The organism is Veillonella sp. 3913, assembly GCF_003992235.1.
Classification (GTDB): domain Bacteria; phylum Bacillota; class Negativicutes; order Veillonellales; family Veillonellaceae; genus F0422.
Map to the genome: position 1 here is coordinate 1 of NZ_RQVF01000004.1, position 16,341 is coordinate 16,341.

At 41.9% G+C, this 16,341-nt stretch carries 13 protein-coding genes; 2 read left to right on the forward strand and 11 right to left on the reverse strand.

The features are described 5' to 3' along the window. Window positions 1-736 precede the first annotated feature (736 nt). The 5 genes from EO113_RS05780 to EO113_RS05795 form a co-directional block, all read right to left on the reverse strand. On the reverse strand, window positions 737-1,867 hold the full coding sequence (locus EO113_RS05780; protein WP_127135776.1) for an efflux RND transporter periplasmic adaptor subunit: 1,131 nt from the start codon (window positions 1,865-1,867) through the stop codon (window positions 737-739). Between the two features lie 241 nt (window positions 1,868-2,108). Further along, on the reverse strand, window positions 2,109-2,189 hold the full coding sequence (locus EO113_RS08330; RefSeq protein ID WP_369688082.1) for a putative holin-like toxin: 81 nt from the start codon (window positions 2,187-2,189) through the stop codon (window positions 2,109-2,111). Between the two features lie 330 nt (window positions 2,190-2,519). Then, window positions 2,520-5,411 (reverse strand): AAA family ATPase, encoded by a 2,892-nt coding sequence (locus EO113_RS05785; RefSeq protein ID WP_164726340.1) that lies wholly within the window; start codon window positions 5,409-5,411, stop codon window positions 2,520-2,522. Further along, window positions 5,401-6,645, reverse strand: coding sequence for a DNA repair exonuclease (locus EO113_RS05790; RefSeq protein ID WP_127135778.1), 1,245 nt, complete (start codon window positions 6,643-6,645; stop codon window positions 5,401-5,403). Before EO113_RS05790 ends, EO113_RS05785 begins: the two co-directional genes overlap by 11 nt. Window position 6,646: 1 nt before the next feature. Next, window positions 6,647-8,047 carry a PLP-dependent aminotransferase family protein gene (locus EO113_RS05795; RefSeq protein ID WP_127135779.1) on the reverse strand — a complete coding sequence of 467 codons (1,401 nt, stop codon included), beginning with the start codon at window positions 8,045-8,047 and terminating at the stop codon, window positions 6,647-6,649. 699 nt (window positions 8,048-8,746) lie between these two features. Between EO113_RS05795 and bioB the strand changes: the two genes are divergently transcribed. Continuing rightward, window positions 8,747-9,763 (forward strand): biotin synthase BioB, encoded by a 1,017-nt coding sequence (gene bioB / locus EO113_RS05800; protein WP_009353994.1) that lies wholly within the window; start codon window positions 8,747-8,749, stop codon window positions 9,761-9,763. A 283-nt stretch (window positions 9,764-10,046) separates the two neighbouring features. On the opposite strand, the gene EO113_RS05805 is transcribed toward bioB, so the two are convergent. The 3 genes from EO113_RS05805 to EO113_RS05815 are packed head-to-tail and all read right to left on the reverse strand — an operon-like array spanning window position 10,047 to window position 13,420. After that, entirely contained in the window at window positions 10,047-11,363 is a 1,317-nt protein-coding gene (locus EO113_RS05805) for a DUF445 domain-containing protein (RefSeq protein ID WP_127135780.1), read from the reverse strand. Further along, window positions 11,360-12,589, reverse strand: coding sequence for a DUF445 family protein (locus EO113_RS05810; RefSeq protein WP_127135781.1), 1,230 nt, complete (start codon window positions 12,587-12,589; stop codon window positions 11,360-11,362). The genes EO113_RS05805 and EO113_RS05810 overlap by 4 nt, the downstream gene beginning before the upstream one ends. After that, window positions 12,590-13,420, reverse strand: a complete 831-nt coding sequence (locus EO113_RS05815) for an MBL fold metallo-hydrolase (protein ID WP_127135782.1) — start codon at window positions 13,418-13,420, stop codon at window positions 12,590-12,592. It abuts the gene before it with no gap. Between the two features lie 233 nt (window positions 13,421-13,653). Between EO113_RS05815 and EO113_RS08335 the strand changes: the two genes are divergently transcribed. After that, entirely contained in the window at window positions 13,654-13,743 is a 90-nt protein-coding gene (locus EO113_RS08335) for a putative holin-like toxin (protein WP_370466892.1), read from the forward strand. 335 nt (window positions 13,744-14,078) lie between these two features. Here the strand turns inward: EO113_RS08335 and pta are convergent, their stop codons facing one another. The 3 genes from pta to EO113_RS05830 form a co-directional block, all read right to left on the reverse strand. After that, window positions 14,079-15,077 carry a phosphate acetyltransferase gene (pta, locus tag EO113_RS05820; RefSeq protein ID WP_009353978.1) on the reverse strand — a complete coding sequence of 333 codons (999 nt, stop codon included), beginning with the start codon at window positions 15,075-15,077 and terminating at the stop codon, window positions 14,079-14,081. Between the two features lie 121 nt (window positions 15,078-15,198). After that, complete coding sequence (locus EO113_RS05825; RefSeq protein WP_127135783.1) at window positions 15,199-15,984, reverse strand: HAD-IIB family hydrolase; 786 nt, start codon at window positions 15,982-15,984, stop codon at window positions 15,199-15,201. 9 nt (window positions 15,985-15,993) lie between these two features. After that, on the reverse strand, window positions 15,994-16,248 hold the full coding sequence (locus EO113_RS05830; protein ID WP_127135784.1) for a DUF1653 domain-containing protein: 255 nt from the start codon (window positions 16,246-16,248) through the stop codon (window positions 15,994-15,996). Window positions 16,249-16,341 lie beyond the last annotated feature (93 nt).

A 16,341-nucleotide genomic window follows, 5' to 3' on the forward strand; every position in this document is an offset into this window, starting at 1 on the left:
ACAACACTGTGTTGTGGCGACTAGATTATAATAACAGATTCACAATATCGTGTCAACAGTTATTTTTAATCTTTTTTTCATTCAATACTCTTACGAGTATGAACGCTCAGTTCTCTCGAACATGTTTAATAGTATATTCCATTTCCAAGCAAAAAGCAACCCCCAATTTTAAATTTTTATGCCCATCCTCTATATGTATATAATAATTCAACACTCCTAGTAGACAACGAAGTTATACCTATAGCATCTTAAAACTTTCATCAAATAATATCCTTATCTCTACGCAAATAGGATGTCGTACTCTACCAATATTTTATCTCTTCATTAACCAACCCTCTCATGTGTTGAACCTTTATATCTATATTATTAACTACATCATACAAATATATGAACATTCCCCCTACCAACCACTCATAAACTTTCCTTCTGAGGAACGCTGTTTTGAGTAGTAGCCTTGTGGTGTTATTATTGACTAAATCAAGCAAACACAAAAAGAGCACGGCCTACTCCGAACATAATAAGTCTAGGTCACGTTCATATGTATCATAATCGCATATTCCCTAGAAGAGCAGGGCATGTTCCTGAAGAAACATTATGAAATACCGTTTCTGAAGGAATGTGCCCTGCTCTTCTTTTTACTTCATAGAATATTAACTAAACGTGACAACGCTATACAGGGGTATACCGTGCTCTTCCCTTTATCACATATAGTTAAACCACCACAGGCTACATAACATCACAAGTGAACGCTTTCGCCCAGTTCAAAGTTCCCTTTACTTGTGACTACTCGATCTGTCGGATTTAACCCATCAAGTATTGTCACAGCACCATCCACTTCTAATCCAATCTCAATTGTCTTAATATCAATTGTATTTTCATCTGTTAACACATATACAAACTTACCATTCTCACCATCACGAATAACTTCTTTAGGCAAAGTAAGCGCCGGCGCTTTCGCTTTCGTTTCAATCACCAAAGTATAGAACTCACCAATCGTCACTTGTCCAGGTTGTACGTTGAAAGTGGCTTTTACCGTGATACTCGGTCCTGATTCGGTTCCCACAAATGTAATTTGTCCCGGCACCTGTGTTCCATTTACATCTAAATAGACTTCCACGCCACCAGTGATGCTGGGCTGCTTCAAAATAGATCCAAAGCTTTGTGGGACACTCAATGTGGCCACCACTGGAGAATCTTGTTGTATAAGAATAAGTGGCTTCCCTTCGATGGCAATCTTTCTATCTTCATTATAAATAGCTGCTACTCTCCCTTCCATCGGTGAAAGCACTTGCGCTGCCGCCATTTGTGCTTGTATTTTAGCGATGGCTGCTTCAATACCCGAGGTATCCGCCCCAGATCCGCCTGAATAGGAAGGAACCGTTACCACTTGTGATTGCGCCCTCGCCGCAATCGTTTCAAACTCGCGATTCGTAATAATGCCAGCATCACGCATATATCGTGCCCTCTCCACATCCGCTGATGATACGCTACCACCCACCACTGTAGTCGATGCACTCTGTTGTGGCGCTCGACTCCGCGCCTCCTGCAACTGTCCTAATAAAGATTGCAGTTGTTGCTGTAGTGATGTGGTATCAATCATAGCTAGCACTTGACCAGCTTTTACCATGTCACCTACTTTCACAGTGAAAGTAGACACCGGCCCCGATACCGTCGGTTCTACACTAGCCTTATGCAATGCCGTAATATTTGCCTCATGACTGATGCGTACTGGCATTTGACGTTCCACAGGATTCATCACTTGCACCGTTTTGGGCTGCATCCATGTGAATACACCACCTGCAATGAGTAGTGCCGCCACCACTGTTATATATATCCAATATTTCCGTATCCAAGAATAGTTCATCATGCACTCCTCTCATATAGAGAGTATTATACTACTCTTACATCGGAATATCTAGCACACGAACCCCCATCACATATGTTAGTCTTGTAATACATTTATAAATCGTGCTATAATGAAAATAACAAAAGAAGAGCCATCAACGTGTGAAGGCGTTAGGCTCATCTAGAACATTAAAAATGATGGCCTAACGTGCATAAGTAGTGCGAATACTTATTAAATCGTTAGGCCTTTCACATGCTAAAAATTACTTTTTTAAGTATGTGAGTAATGCTAATAATAAAATACCGAAACCAATCATTAATGATAATGCTTCAAATACCGTCATATTACCCACCTCCTTTACTAAGTAAAGAAGATGAACCCAACATTACGTCAATGACTCTTCTGATTTATATTATACTACAAAAATTTCTCGTATCGTGAACTTTTTACTAAATAAATCTATAAGCCAACCTGTGCTATAATGAATCTAACAAAAAAGAGCCCCCCAGAGGAACGCCGTCACGCGTAGTAGCCTTGTGGCGGACCTTTCTACCTAAATCACACAAACACAAGAAGACCGTAACATACCCCTGAACAAACATAACCACTGTATAGTTTGAGAAGGGTGTGTTACGGTCTTCTCTTTATCATATTTAGTTAACCCCGCCACAGGCTACATAGCGTTAGAAGTGATGCCCATACCTATAGCCTCAAGATTATATGTATGCACTTTTTCACTAGCTAACTGGCTCGTCGTCTCATGGCAAGTAAATAAAAATACTTGTGTATGTTCACTAATTCTTTCTATTACCTGTAACGTCAACTTTTGCCGTTCTAGATCGAATCTAACTAACACATCATCTAACAGTAACGGTAAAGATTCTACTTTTTCAGCAAATGACTCCGCCAAGCTAAGTCGCAATGCCAAATACACTTGATCTCCCAGTCCACTACTCCATTTGCCTAAAGGAATCTCTCGTCCCGTTGTATCTTTTACATATGCCCCTTTATGCGCATCATCCATATGCAGAGTATAGATACCACCTGTCATGGCTTTCACATAGGCAGACGCTCTTGCTAGCATCGCCGGTTGCCGATCTGTTTCGTATTCTTGTTGTGCTAGTTCCATGCCATGGTTGATGAATACATAAGTCATCCACTCTTCTAAAGCTTCTCGAAGCTCCGCTTCTAACTGTTCTTTTTTCAACAATGCTTCGGACACTGCATGAGATGTGCTCAAGTGGCGCATAGATTCCTGCAAGGTCCCCCGCTCTTCATACAATGCCTGTAAGGATGATTCAATATTCGCTAATTCCGTTTCACTGCGGGAGTACTCTAATTCCCACTTCCCTTTATCATTGCCTTGTAAACGACGATACCACACATCCTTATGAAATTCTTTCGGTGCCAACAAATCCAATTGTCGCTGACTTTGCCGATAAATCGTCTCCCACTGCTTATATTGATCCTGTTCCAATAAACGCTGACGATATTCTGCCGCACTCTTAGCACCACCTTTTTGAATCAACTCTTCTTGGGCTAAGAATAATTCTTTTTCTTTCTTGCTCCACGTAGCATATTCTTCACGATAGTTTTTACGCTGGCTTTCCTTTTGCTCCCACCGCGCACGATTCTGCTTATGTAATTGCAATTGATGATAGACTACACGCAGCTCTACGATAGATGGCAATGTCTGCAACTGCAAGGAGCTCCACAATTTTCGACACCGATTCACAATCGCATCCAATTGTTCATGATGCAAGCCCACTTGCTTTTGGTAGCCCTCAAACTCACGTAATCGCTCATGATACGCTTGATATTCTTCTTTCATGCCATAGAATGCATCATCTCGGTTCGTCTGTTTGGCCGCCTTTGGCAACCAGGCTTCCCAGACATCCATGGCCTCAGTGCCTGCCGCTTCCAAGGTTTTACCTTCCGTCACCCACTGCGCTTTCATTACTTCGTAAGCTTTAAAATGGCTTACATCCTCTTCATAGCCTTTGATTTGTTCCGCTACTTCCTGTATATCTGAAAGTAAACTTTCATACTCCTCTTCCATAGTTGGCATAGTTCGTTTGGCTATCTTTTCCAAACTTGAGAAGTCTTTAACAGATGTGTTCGCACCTACTGAATCTGTTTTTCTCGCCTTATATTTTTGAACTATTAGAGCCACGCCTAGCAATACCCCTAGGATGCCCGCTATAGCCTGTATACCAAACACATCTGCATAAGTCATATGCCAAGCTAATAGGATTATACCTAACACTACTAATACTATTCCACCTATATAGTAAGCTCGTCCCGATTTCACTATTACCTCAGGTTCAGCCTGTTGTCCTAATAGGTATGCATTCTTGAGAGCTTCTAGGGCAGTTTGTTTTTCTTCTAGCCCTCTCACTGCATCAGCTACCTGAAGGGCTCTATCATCCTGCGGAAACGGCTCTCGACGTTGCCATGCCTCATAGGCTTCACGAGCACTTCGTAATTGCCGTGCTGCTTGTTCCCCATCATGCCAATTCACATCTCTAGGAAACTCTTCTACATCACGCCAATACTTATGAGATTTTCCTATGATTGCCAGTTGCGCCTGTACTTTTTCTAGATAGAGATCTCCTTCACGGCATTCTTTTTCTAACTGTGTCCACTTAGATATCTCTTGGTACAAACTTTCAATTTCTTGCTCATACATTCCAAGCCTATCTTCGGGATCAAAGTTATCTGGTACTAGCCCTTCCTCTTTACCACGCCACACACGCATATACTCTTGGCAGCGACGAATTTCTTCATCTAACGCTAAAAACGTTTCTCGTTCTAAAGGCTCATTCACATGGAATTGATGCATATGTTGTTTTGCTTCTTCTGCCCGTTTATACGTATCCCAAGCACGCAAAACACGTTCCACTTCTTGTAGATACTCCTTGCGCTCTTGCCGTTGCTCTTGCAATGTAGTTTCTTTCTGTTCTAGCTCTACTAGAGAAGCTTGCCATGTATAATACTCCTGTTCTCCTTGCTGAAGTTTACGGATTTCCTGTTCTGACTCTTGCAAACGGTCCAACAAAGCATTAATGGTTCGCTTACCAGTAGGTGATGCTACTAATAACTGACTGGCTAATTCATCTACATCTTTCACAAGTGTACCCAGAGATTCTCCGCCCTCAGCACCAAAAAACCGAGTTCTCACGTCTACTTCCTGTATGATGTCTACCCCTTGTAGATCATCTAAGGTAATAGCAAAAATGCGATCGTACGTCTTTTTATCTAGTCCTTGCCACCATAATTCTGCTGGCTCTACGGTATAGCGCTCTCCTCCTACCTCGTAAAAGTCTAGTTCTTTTCCTTTACGCCCAATATGGTATGTGTGACCTTCTCGCTCCACTAGAATATATCCATCTACAGGCTCTTCTTTCCTCTTTGTTCCCAGTAAAATACCACGAAAGGCTTGGAGCAATGTAGTTTTTCCACTCCCGTTCGGTCCGTACAACACATGTAATCCTGTATCATAGGGTTCAAATCTCCACTTAGTATAGGGGCCATATTGTTCTATATATATTTCTTTAATCTTCATGATCATTCCCCTGTAATAAACGGACTCCATCACGTCTCGCTTTTTCATAGGCGGATTGCAACATAGCCTCTGTCACTAGTCGACTATGCGTTCCTAATCGCTTCCATTCTGGGCGAACTTTTACAATCATTTCTAGTGCTTCTATCCCCGTATGCATGGAGTCGATAGCTTTCACATAATCCCTAATCATCCCAGGTGCTATACTTGGATGACTAATACTGCCTAATTCACAATCGATACCGATAATATACACTCCATATTTACCTGTCTCTTCAGCATGAGATTCCTCTATCCAAGTAGCTCGAACCTTGCTATCTCGTGCCATCTCTGATAAAGGTCCTGCTCCTATCAAGCGAATCGATAACAAAATAGATATATTAGATTTCCGTAACATCTCTTTTTTGTGACGCAACATTTCTAACATCTCCAATACAGATTTTACTTGTCCTAAATCAATAGTCTCTTCAGCAAAACGGATGGTATTCGTCTCATAAAATTGCGTTTCTACAGTACCACGACTAGATACGTCCACTACATAGCAACCTTTTGGTCCGCTTTCACCACGATGCAATCCTTGTGTGTTTCCTGCATACACAATATATGGATGATCGCTAATAATTTGACGCTTATGAACATGTCCAAAGGCCCAATATTGAATAGGAATACTACGCAAGGATTCCAGTGTACAAGGTCCTGTCTGATCATGCCCTTCATGGATGCCTACCGTACCATGCACAAGGGCAATGGAAAAAGGATCGCTCCGTAACGGATGAATAGTAGAGGCCATATCTTCATATTGAGTACTATGGTCAATACTCCGGCCATACAGACCCGCTACCTCTTGTCCTCGCACTAGAAGCGAAAACCGTTCCACCCGTTCAGATGAAAAGACATGCACATTCTTTGGCAACGGCATATGTCGCTTCCAACTATCAGCAGGGTCATGATTACCTTGTACTACATAAACAGCAATCTGTTCCTTATCCAAACTTTCACATCCACGTACAAAATGCATCTCTGCTTCTAAAGGATGGTCTACTCCATCATATACATCACCTGTAATCAGAACTGCTGCTACACGCTGACGAATAGCTAGATTTACAATATTCTGAAAGGATGTATAGGTAGCACGTACCATGGCTGTATCTAAGGATCTGCCAAATGATTTTAAATAGCGAAAAGGCGCCCCTAAATGGAGATCCCCACATTGTATAAATCTAAATGGTATACCCATATTATAACCCTTTCCATGCCTTTGCTAATACCTGTACTGCCCGTTCTAATTCACAGGTAGGAATACCGCTAAAAGACAATAAAACCTCCACCATATCGGTGTCCACCGTATCTAACACCTTAACATCACAAGCCGATGCTAAGGCTCGTAATGCCAACTGTTCTCCATCCACATACCTGAGTCGCACCCCTGCATAGACTCCTCCTTCAGGAGCAACCACTTCATAAGTATCACCCAAATAGCGTCGCAATAAACTAGTAAAATACTTACTTTTTTCTAAATAGTGTTTTCGAAGCCGACGAATTTGTTTATTCCATTCCCCTGCATTCATATACATAGCCCATGCCAACTGTTCTAGGACACTAGCACTTTGCCCGTAATCTTTACGATGACTATGAAAGTCTTTATACAAAGTGATTGGCAATACAAGATAGCTTAATCGAATAGAAGGTGGTAATACCTTCGATGGTGTGCCCATGTAAATCACACAATCATTTCTATCCATTCCTTGTAAGGATAATACAGGCTTCCCATAATAACGAAGTTCACTATCATAGTCATCCTCGATAATATATGCCTCTTTATGCTGAGCCCATCGTAACAATTCCATTCGTTCTTGTATCGTCATGATGCGTCCCATACTATCTCCATGAGATGGCATACAATAGACCACATCTATCTGCGCTTTTTGAAGAGTATGGATTCGCCCCGGAGAACGCATATCTAGTTCTAGCACAGAAAATCCATAGTCCTTCCAAACTGCTTTCGCAAAACTAGGACTTTGACGATCCAAAGCCACCTTAGATTTTCCTTGACGTTGCAATAAAGAGACGATCATTTGCAAAGAATTAAGAGTACCACTAGTCACAAGAATACGATCTACTGTAGCTCTTACACCTCGTGCCTGCTGCAAATATTGATTCAACGCACTCCGCAGTTCTGGTTCCCCTTCTAATTGACCATAGGTCATAAGACGTTTCGTATCTCGTAAGGCATATCCAATAAAACGCTTCCATCGCTTAAAGTCAAATCCTTCTGGGTCCATGGCACCGGTAGCAAAATTGTAAAGAATCGGAGATTTCACTGGTGAAAGACTTCCTTCACAGGACATATTCCATGTAGGATGATTCTGCATCATAGTATCACAGTCGCCACCTAGAGGCTGGACAATCTCCAATACCTCATAAGGGGCCTTTTTATGAGCTTGAATATATCCTTCCGTGGCCAGTTGTAGATAGGCTTGTTCCACCGTAATCTTACTGACCCCTAACTGTGCCGCCATAGATCGTATAGAAGGAAGCCGTTCCCCTGGACGGAATAAGCCCTGCTCAATATGTACTTTTACAGCCTCATATACCTGCTCGTACATGGGAATCCCTGCATTTGCATCTAGGACAATCATCTAGGCCCTCCAGAACAACAACCTTACGCCCTTACATGTATATATCTATCTTTAACTCTCAGTTCTTGGGCGGTTCCTTTTATTACTCCATTATCCCCAAAAATTAAGCTATTATTTCTAAAATATATTCTTACTCTCTATTATAAAAGTAAACACGAAAAATGACTACACCCAAAATTACAACGATTTTTCTCCATATATTCACGTAAAGTCTAGTGATATTTGCATTTAGCAATAAACAATGCTATACTTATCTTATAAAAAAGAAGAGCTAATAACGTGTGCTGGCGTTAGGCTCATCTTAAAGATACTGAAACTGAATTTGCCTAACGTGCTAAGGTGTGTGAGACCTTATCCGTTAGGCTTTTTCATTGTCTATTTTACTAGATCAATGAATTGAATTGCTAAACTAGCAATAGAAATCATCAAGGAGATTTTTTCATACTTAGTCATAGCAACCACCTCCTCCCATATTAGGAAGAGATGAGCCTAACATCACGTCATTAACTCTTCTACGAACCCATTATACCACAAATTCTACATATGGAATAAACTTCTATAAGCGCAGAATACCTGCATAGCAAAATAATCTCCGCTCTCTGTTAACGCTTATACTATTGACGCAAGTTAACAATAGATATATAATGTAGTCATTATGATGTAGTCATTAAAATCAAACAACTATTACGAGGTGTAATTATGGAAACTGTATCCAAATCTATTTCCTATGAAACAATCATAGCCTACGCGCAAAAAGTATTAGATGGTGGCGAGATCACTCGTGAAGAGGCAGAGCAGCTGATTCACACATCTGACGAAGACACTATGATTCTTTTAGCTATGGCTGATAAAATCCGTCAAAAGTTCAATGACGATACAGTAGACCTATGTGCCATCGTGAACGCCCGTTCCGGTAAATGCCCAGAAAACTGTAAATTCTGTGCTCAATCCGCCCATCATGACACTGGTGTTACTGTGTATCCTTTCATGGAAGAGGATGAAATCGTTAACGCTGCTAAAAAAGCGAAAGAAGCTGGCGCTATCCGCTTCTCCATCGTTACAAGTGGCCGTAATACAAACAACCCAAAAGAGTTCGAGCAAATCTTGAGCGCTCTCACTCGTATTCGTAAAGAAACTGGGTTAGAGATTTGTTGCTCCCTTGGTTTATTGACCTACGAGCAAGCCGTTCAATTAAAAGAAATTGGTGTGACACGTTATCACTCCAACATCGAAACAGCACCAAGCCATTTCCCAGACATTTGTACAACACACTCTTATGAAGATAAAATGTTCACTATCTCCAATGCACAAAAGGCAGGCATTCGTGTTTGCTCCGGCGGTATCTTGGGATTGAATGAAACCAAAGAGCAACGTGTTGAAATGGCATTCGAGTTAAAACGATTAGGGGTAGACTCCGTTCCTTTGAACATTCTTAACCCTATCAAGAACACACCATTCGAAAACAATAAACCAATTCCTCCATTGGAAATTCTTCGAACCTTTGCTGTGTTCCGCTTCGTATTGCCAAAGGCTTTGATTCGTACGGCTGGCGGTCGTGAAGTGAACCTTCGTGACTTACAATCTTACGCATTAAAAGGTGGTTTGAACGGTATTATGGTGGGTGGTTACCTAACAACAGCTGGTCGCTCTCCATTAGATGATCTACAAATGATCAAAGACTTGGAGCTCAACCTTAACACCGTGCAAGAAGCATAATCCTATCACTGTAACAACGAAACTTTTCATTACCTATATGTCTCAATTAGAGAGCTGCAACCATATAGAACTTTCAAATGAGAACAGGGGACCCGATTCCATCGAATCTGGGTCCCCTGTTTTTTAATATATATTCGATTTGCTAAACAATGCGCATCACAGAACGTGTACCCTATATACTATTAATCCAATCAGAAAACAGCCATATACATTCTATTCCAATCGAAATACATCCACACTATAGAACTGCACTCCGCTTACACTATAAAATATTTTCTAGATATTATAGTATTCCTAGTCCATGCAACACTGGCTCATACACATAATACAAGAACAACCAGGTCCCCAATCCTGCTACGCCGCCTACGAGGGCACCGTTAATGCGGATCCAAGCAAGGTCTTCTTCCACCTTACTTTCAATAAAATAAATGAACCGTTCTGTACTTAAGCTTTGTAGCACTTCACGGATGATGATGCCGATAAACCCATGGCTCTTCGAAGCAATATGCAGCATAATATGAGTTAAGGCTTCTTCTAACCGTTCCACCATGCCCGGCTCTTCACAGTAATGATTCCACAACTCTTGAAAACTCGATTCCAACGCAATGGCCATTGGCGATGTCCCATCCGCAGATACCATGCCTTCACGAATCCGTGGGCATACATACTCTTCTAACATGAGCTCCCAATCTTGCACATCGATCCACTGTTGAATAGCATCGTCCAAGGTCTTTGTGATGCTTCGGTTCGACGCCATATGTTGCAAAGGTCCTACCCATTGATGCAACCACACGAGGCGTTCCGTACTGTTCGGCTGTTTCCAGCGCTCCAACATTTGATGCACTTCTTCGATGATGGCCCGTGCCATTTCTTCGACGTTCACGATGTTCAATCCTTCTGAAAGTCCAATGAGCATGGCAGACACTACATCTTTCTTGCGCTTTTCGATTTCTTCCTCAATAACCGCTTCTAGCCATTGCTGTGCCTTCGGTGTATACAGAGCCCTCTGCAAATAGTCGATGCCGCGAATGACCACACTTTCATAACGATTGTGCTCACACACATGCAGTAAAGTCTGTTGCATAGGACCGATAAAAGACTGATTATGCAAAAATTTCCGCAACCGTTGTGCACCCCATTGGGCCCACTCCCGATCACTACGTCGCTCCCACAACTCCGACAGCACGGTGGCAATCCCTTGGCGCACCGTATTCCGTCCTACATCACTACGAATATATTGGTCTATAAACGGTACAAACTGTACCCGTTCAATAGCCCTTTTACATTGATCATAGGTGAGAAGTTTCGTATTCACCATGCGGATAATCCCCTCAATAAGGCGATTCTTATTCCGTGGAATCAGTTCAGTATGAAAGGACACACCCAAAGGTTTTCGAAATAAAGCAGTCACCGCAAACCAGTCCGCTACGCTACCGATGAGGGCCGATTGGACAAACCAATACAAACCATCATACCAAGGAGCTGTGATATACCACTGTCCCCACCACACCAAGCCAAACAAAACCGCCATGGTGAGCAGCAAGCGATTCGCATAGGTTGTATAGGGCGTTCTTGGTATTTCTATAACACGAGGGCTCATACAATCCCTCCTTTCAGCAAGGTCAATCCGTAGAAGAGACCACCTAAAATAGCACCTACCAAGGACCCATTAATGCGTATCATCTGTAAATCATAGCCCAATTTAGATTGTAATATGCGGGTAATTTCCTCTGCCGTGAATCGATTCATCTCGCGCACGACGATCTGTTCAATCCAAGGGCGTACGTAATTTAAGACATGCAACAATTGGAATAGAATAAATCGCTCTGCCTTACGACCTTTCACAGCATTCGTTTCCAAGCGCTCAAAGAAATGATACAATTCCGTTTCCCCTTGCTCTACATAGCGCGTAAGATCTAACGTATCTTCCAACACATAGCCATCTTCGATGAACTCCCGGAACCAAGCATTTTTTTTATCTTCTAATTTCCGTTGCCACTGTCCATTCTGTGCTAGTTCATCCACAGCCCACCGAGCCTTCGTGTATACCGCAGACCCCAAGGGCGACTGCAAGGATTCTTGGCTCATTAAATAAGCACAGCCTTTCACCTGTATCATGTGTGTAATGTATTCCGGTGAAAGTGACTCCCCACCTAATGCTAATGCCAATTCTCGCAAAAATGAATTGTCTGCATAGCGATTCATCACAGAGGATACTAGCCCTAATAAGTAGGGGCGAATCCCTTCCGCCGCTAGCAATCGTTGAAGCATACGGTTGATGTGCATCCATAGCACCTCTGCTCGTTCTCGTTCTAACAGTTGACGACACAAACTAACCACAAAAGGTGTCACTCGCCAAGATTCCACACCATTCTTGATATGCCCTAGCAATTGCTCTTGTAGTAAATTTTCTTTCACATGAGGCAACACATGGTCTTTCAGTTCCTCAAAACACACATGAACATACCCCCGACCAGTGGCACTATTCATAAATGACACAATCCGCCCTGGTACACGTTCCTGTTTCAGTACCTCGTACATATGAGATACCCGAAGGAGTTCGTCCACCATCATATGCCGTGCCATTTCCACGAACCGTTCCTTATTCCTAGGGATGAGCGCCGTTTTGAAAGGAATCCCCAAGGGTTTCGTAAACAGTGCTGTCACCGCATACCAGTCAGCTAAGCCACCAATCATGGCAGCCCCTGAAATATGCGTGATGAGACCCCATAAAGGATCTCTATGCAAGGGATAGGAGACTAAGAATATGACACTCATCAGTACTAGTAACGCCGTTGCTCCATGACGTTGTAACCACACTATCATTTAGTTCACATCCTCTAGCACATCACCCGGTTGTTCCGGAATCCAGCAACGTTGGTTTGGGTATGTGTGGCGGAATGTTTCCGAGGGCACCCAAATAGATCCATTGGCATGCATAGGAATAAATAGTTTCGTGTTCATTATACCTAACACTTCTAAGGCTCCCCACTCACGAGCTACTTCTAATCGAGCATCTACAGGAAACATCATAATATCCACAGACAAACCTATTAGAGGTGCAAATTCTTTCTCCTTTAACGCTTTTGCCTCTGCAATATTCTCAGGCGTATCTCCAGACCAATGCCACCAGTTTAAATCTCCTGCGTGAAAGATGCGATGCGTACCTGTATCCACCAAGAATGAACCGCCTTCATCAGTGGAACCAAACATGGTGACAGTCAGATTATCTGATTCTAATGTGTCGCCTACTTTCATGGAGTGCAAAGAAAACACATGTTGTACCAATTCTTCTGTTAGATGTTTCTCTGTCATATTTTGGCCTTGATTAGAACACCCTTGTTTGATTCTTTCTAACACCAAACTAGCTTTCTCAGCATCTTGCTTATCCCCTGCTGTCTCCTGCAATTCCTTGAAAATATCTCGCAAAGCTGGCACATCTTCATGGTACCAAACACTGTGTATATATGGTAAATATTTGAAAATTGATTTCACGTAATGGTCATGATGGATATGGGATACAAAAACATGTAACTCGTAACCTTGTGCTACTAATGTATCTATCACTCCGGCTGGATCTTTCCAGTAATCAAATACATAGGCCCGTCTGCCATCTTCAATGACAAAACCGCTATGTTCTAAATAGGTAACTTTCATATTAACTCCTAATTGATAATTTTATTGATTACCTTCATTATAACATATTTTCCTTTTCACATATATAAAAAGGCAATCTGTCACGCCCAATCAACCTACAAAAGATTAGAAAACGGATTGCCCTTTTATTAGTAATTACTTTATTTTTCACATTACGAATATTATTATGATATACTATAGCCATGAGAGTCTCTAACGTGAGTTAGGTTCATCTTTCTTACTTAGTAAGGGAGGTGAGTAATATAACCGTATTCGAAGCAATTTCTATCATGATTTTATTCGCTATGTTCGTATTAGCATTACTCACTTATTTGAAGAAATAATCTTTAAATATGTGAAAAGCCTAACGCTATAATAAGTATTCCTACTACTTATGCACGTTAGGCCCATTCTATATCCCAGATGAGCCTAACGCTACCACCACGTTATTGGCTCTCTTCTTATATTCCCATTATATCACATGTCAGGTAACACTAAAAGCACAAATTAGAAAAACCCTCCCAAGGTATGCACCTCAGGAGGGTTTTCTTATGAAAGTCTATGACCTTTCGTTGTGGGGAATAGAATTGCTCCTATTATTTAATACCCATGTGAGCCATAAGCATTTTAGGACTTCTTTCTCTGAGGAAGACCGTTAGGTCTAGTAGCCAGAGACGACTTAGTTTGCTTCCACTGCAGCAATTGCACAAAGGTCAACGATATCACTTACGGAGCAACCACGGCTAAGGTCATGGATTGGTTTTGCCAAACCTTGGATGATTGGTCCGATAGCAGTAGCGCCAGCAAAGCGTTGTACTAATTTATAACCAATGTTAGCAGCTTGTAAGTCAGGGAAAATCAAGATGTTAGCTTTACCAGCTACATTGGATCCTGGAGCTTTACGTTCTGCTACAGATGGAACGATGGACGCATCTAATTGCAATTCCCCATCGAATGCGAAGTCAACGTTACGGCCTTTCAAGTCTTCTACAGCTGCTACCACTTTATCAACTTCTGGAGAAGAAGCAGATCCTTTTGTGGAGAAGGACAAGAAGGATACGCGAGGCTCTTTCATACCTGCCACGGAACGAGCTTTACCAACGCTGGACTCAGCGATATCAGCCAATTGTTCAGATGTTGGATTAGGAATAACGCCGCAATCGGAGAAGATTAATAGGCCATCATCGCCATACTCTTTTTTATCAGTGATCACAAGCATAGAGCTGGATACAGTTTTCAAACCAGCTTGTGTACCTACTACTTGGATAGCTGCACGAAGTACGTTTGCTGTAGGGCTAGCAGAACCTGCTACCATGCCGTCAGCCAAACCTAAACGCACTAGCATAGCACCGAAGAATAACGCATCGCCAGTCATAGTAGCGTGTGCTTTTTCAGGTGTCATGCCTTTTTTCGCGCGCAATTCTACAAATGTATCTACCATTTTGTTTAATTCGCCGAATGTAGCTGGGTTGATGATTTCAGCACCTTCCAAAGATACACCAGCTGCTGTAGCTGCCGCTTGAATTTTATCTTCTGCACCAACCAATACAGGCACGCAGAAACCTTCTTTCAAAATCGCAGCCGCTGCTTCGATGACACGGCTATCTTCGAATTCTGGCAATACAATTTTTTTACCCAAGCCTTTTGCTTGCTCTTTTAAACTTTGAATTAAATCCATGGTATGTCCTCCTTTTAAGACCCATTTCGATATATCTACGCTTTATTATACTATAACTAATTTTGATGTTCAAACCGCTTCATATAGTTATGATGAAAGTATACTATCTACTTCATTCATACTAAAACTGCTTCGGTATAAAACCAAAATGTTGTAATGCTTTATAAATTCCATCATCATAGCAAGATGCAGTCACATAGTCAGCTTTTTCTTTCAGAGCATCACGGCCATTTCCCATGGCAATGTTCAGCCAATCTGGTCGGAACATGGACAGGTCATTATATCCATCCCCAAATACGATCACATCTTGGTAGGATGCACAAAAACGATCCATCATTTTCTGGATTCCATAGGCCTTATCCATAGGTTCAAACAAAATGCATCCTTCCCCATAGCGAATTAAATCCTTCGTCATATGTACAATGCCACGGCGCTGTTCCTCTTCTTCTGTAATGAATGCATAGACCTTGTAAAAGTGTTCAATATCCTCAGGTACCAAGTCTGGTACGACTTCATTTTTTATCATCTCCCACTTCGGATCCCATGCTAGGACACTTTCATAAGGAGTAATGCGAACAAATTCGTTTTTATGTGTGACCCCCCAAGGCACATTGTGGCTTGTTAAATACTTAAGGTACTGCACGCAGCGGTCCCTGTCCATGCCCTGCATCCATTGCACTTCATAATTTTCTGTAATGCTATAGCCCCCATCAGCCACAAAATTCGGAGTCTTTGCCATCTTGGCAAAGCGCATAGCATCTGCCTGTAAACGGCCCGTAGCAAGCGCCACGTGATGCCCTGTATCCTGCAAATACTGCAAGGAGTATTGAGCACTTTCAGGAATCGTTCCATCAGGCCACACTGCTAGTGTATTATCAATATCAAAGAAAAAATATTTCCTATTCACAGAACCTCCTTACCGCAACTGCTGTTCTACATCCCAACCATTGACCAACTGAAAGCGATCTTTCTGCTCCACATCAGGATATTTTTCACGGTCCACTTCACTAGCAAACATCACTAGAGGACGTACAAACGTTTTGCGCTCACCATACAGCTGTTGGTACACCACATGAGGCTCATCTGTTTCGGAATGAATAGCAATGTCAATCACATAATATAACATGCCTTTAAAATGACGATATAAACCGCCTACTACAATCTCTTGCATAGGTATCCTTTCTTATACTTATATAGCGTATACAATAGTATATAGTATAGTGTTATAACACATCATCTTTCTTACAACGAAAGTACTTTCAAT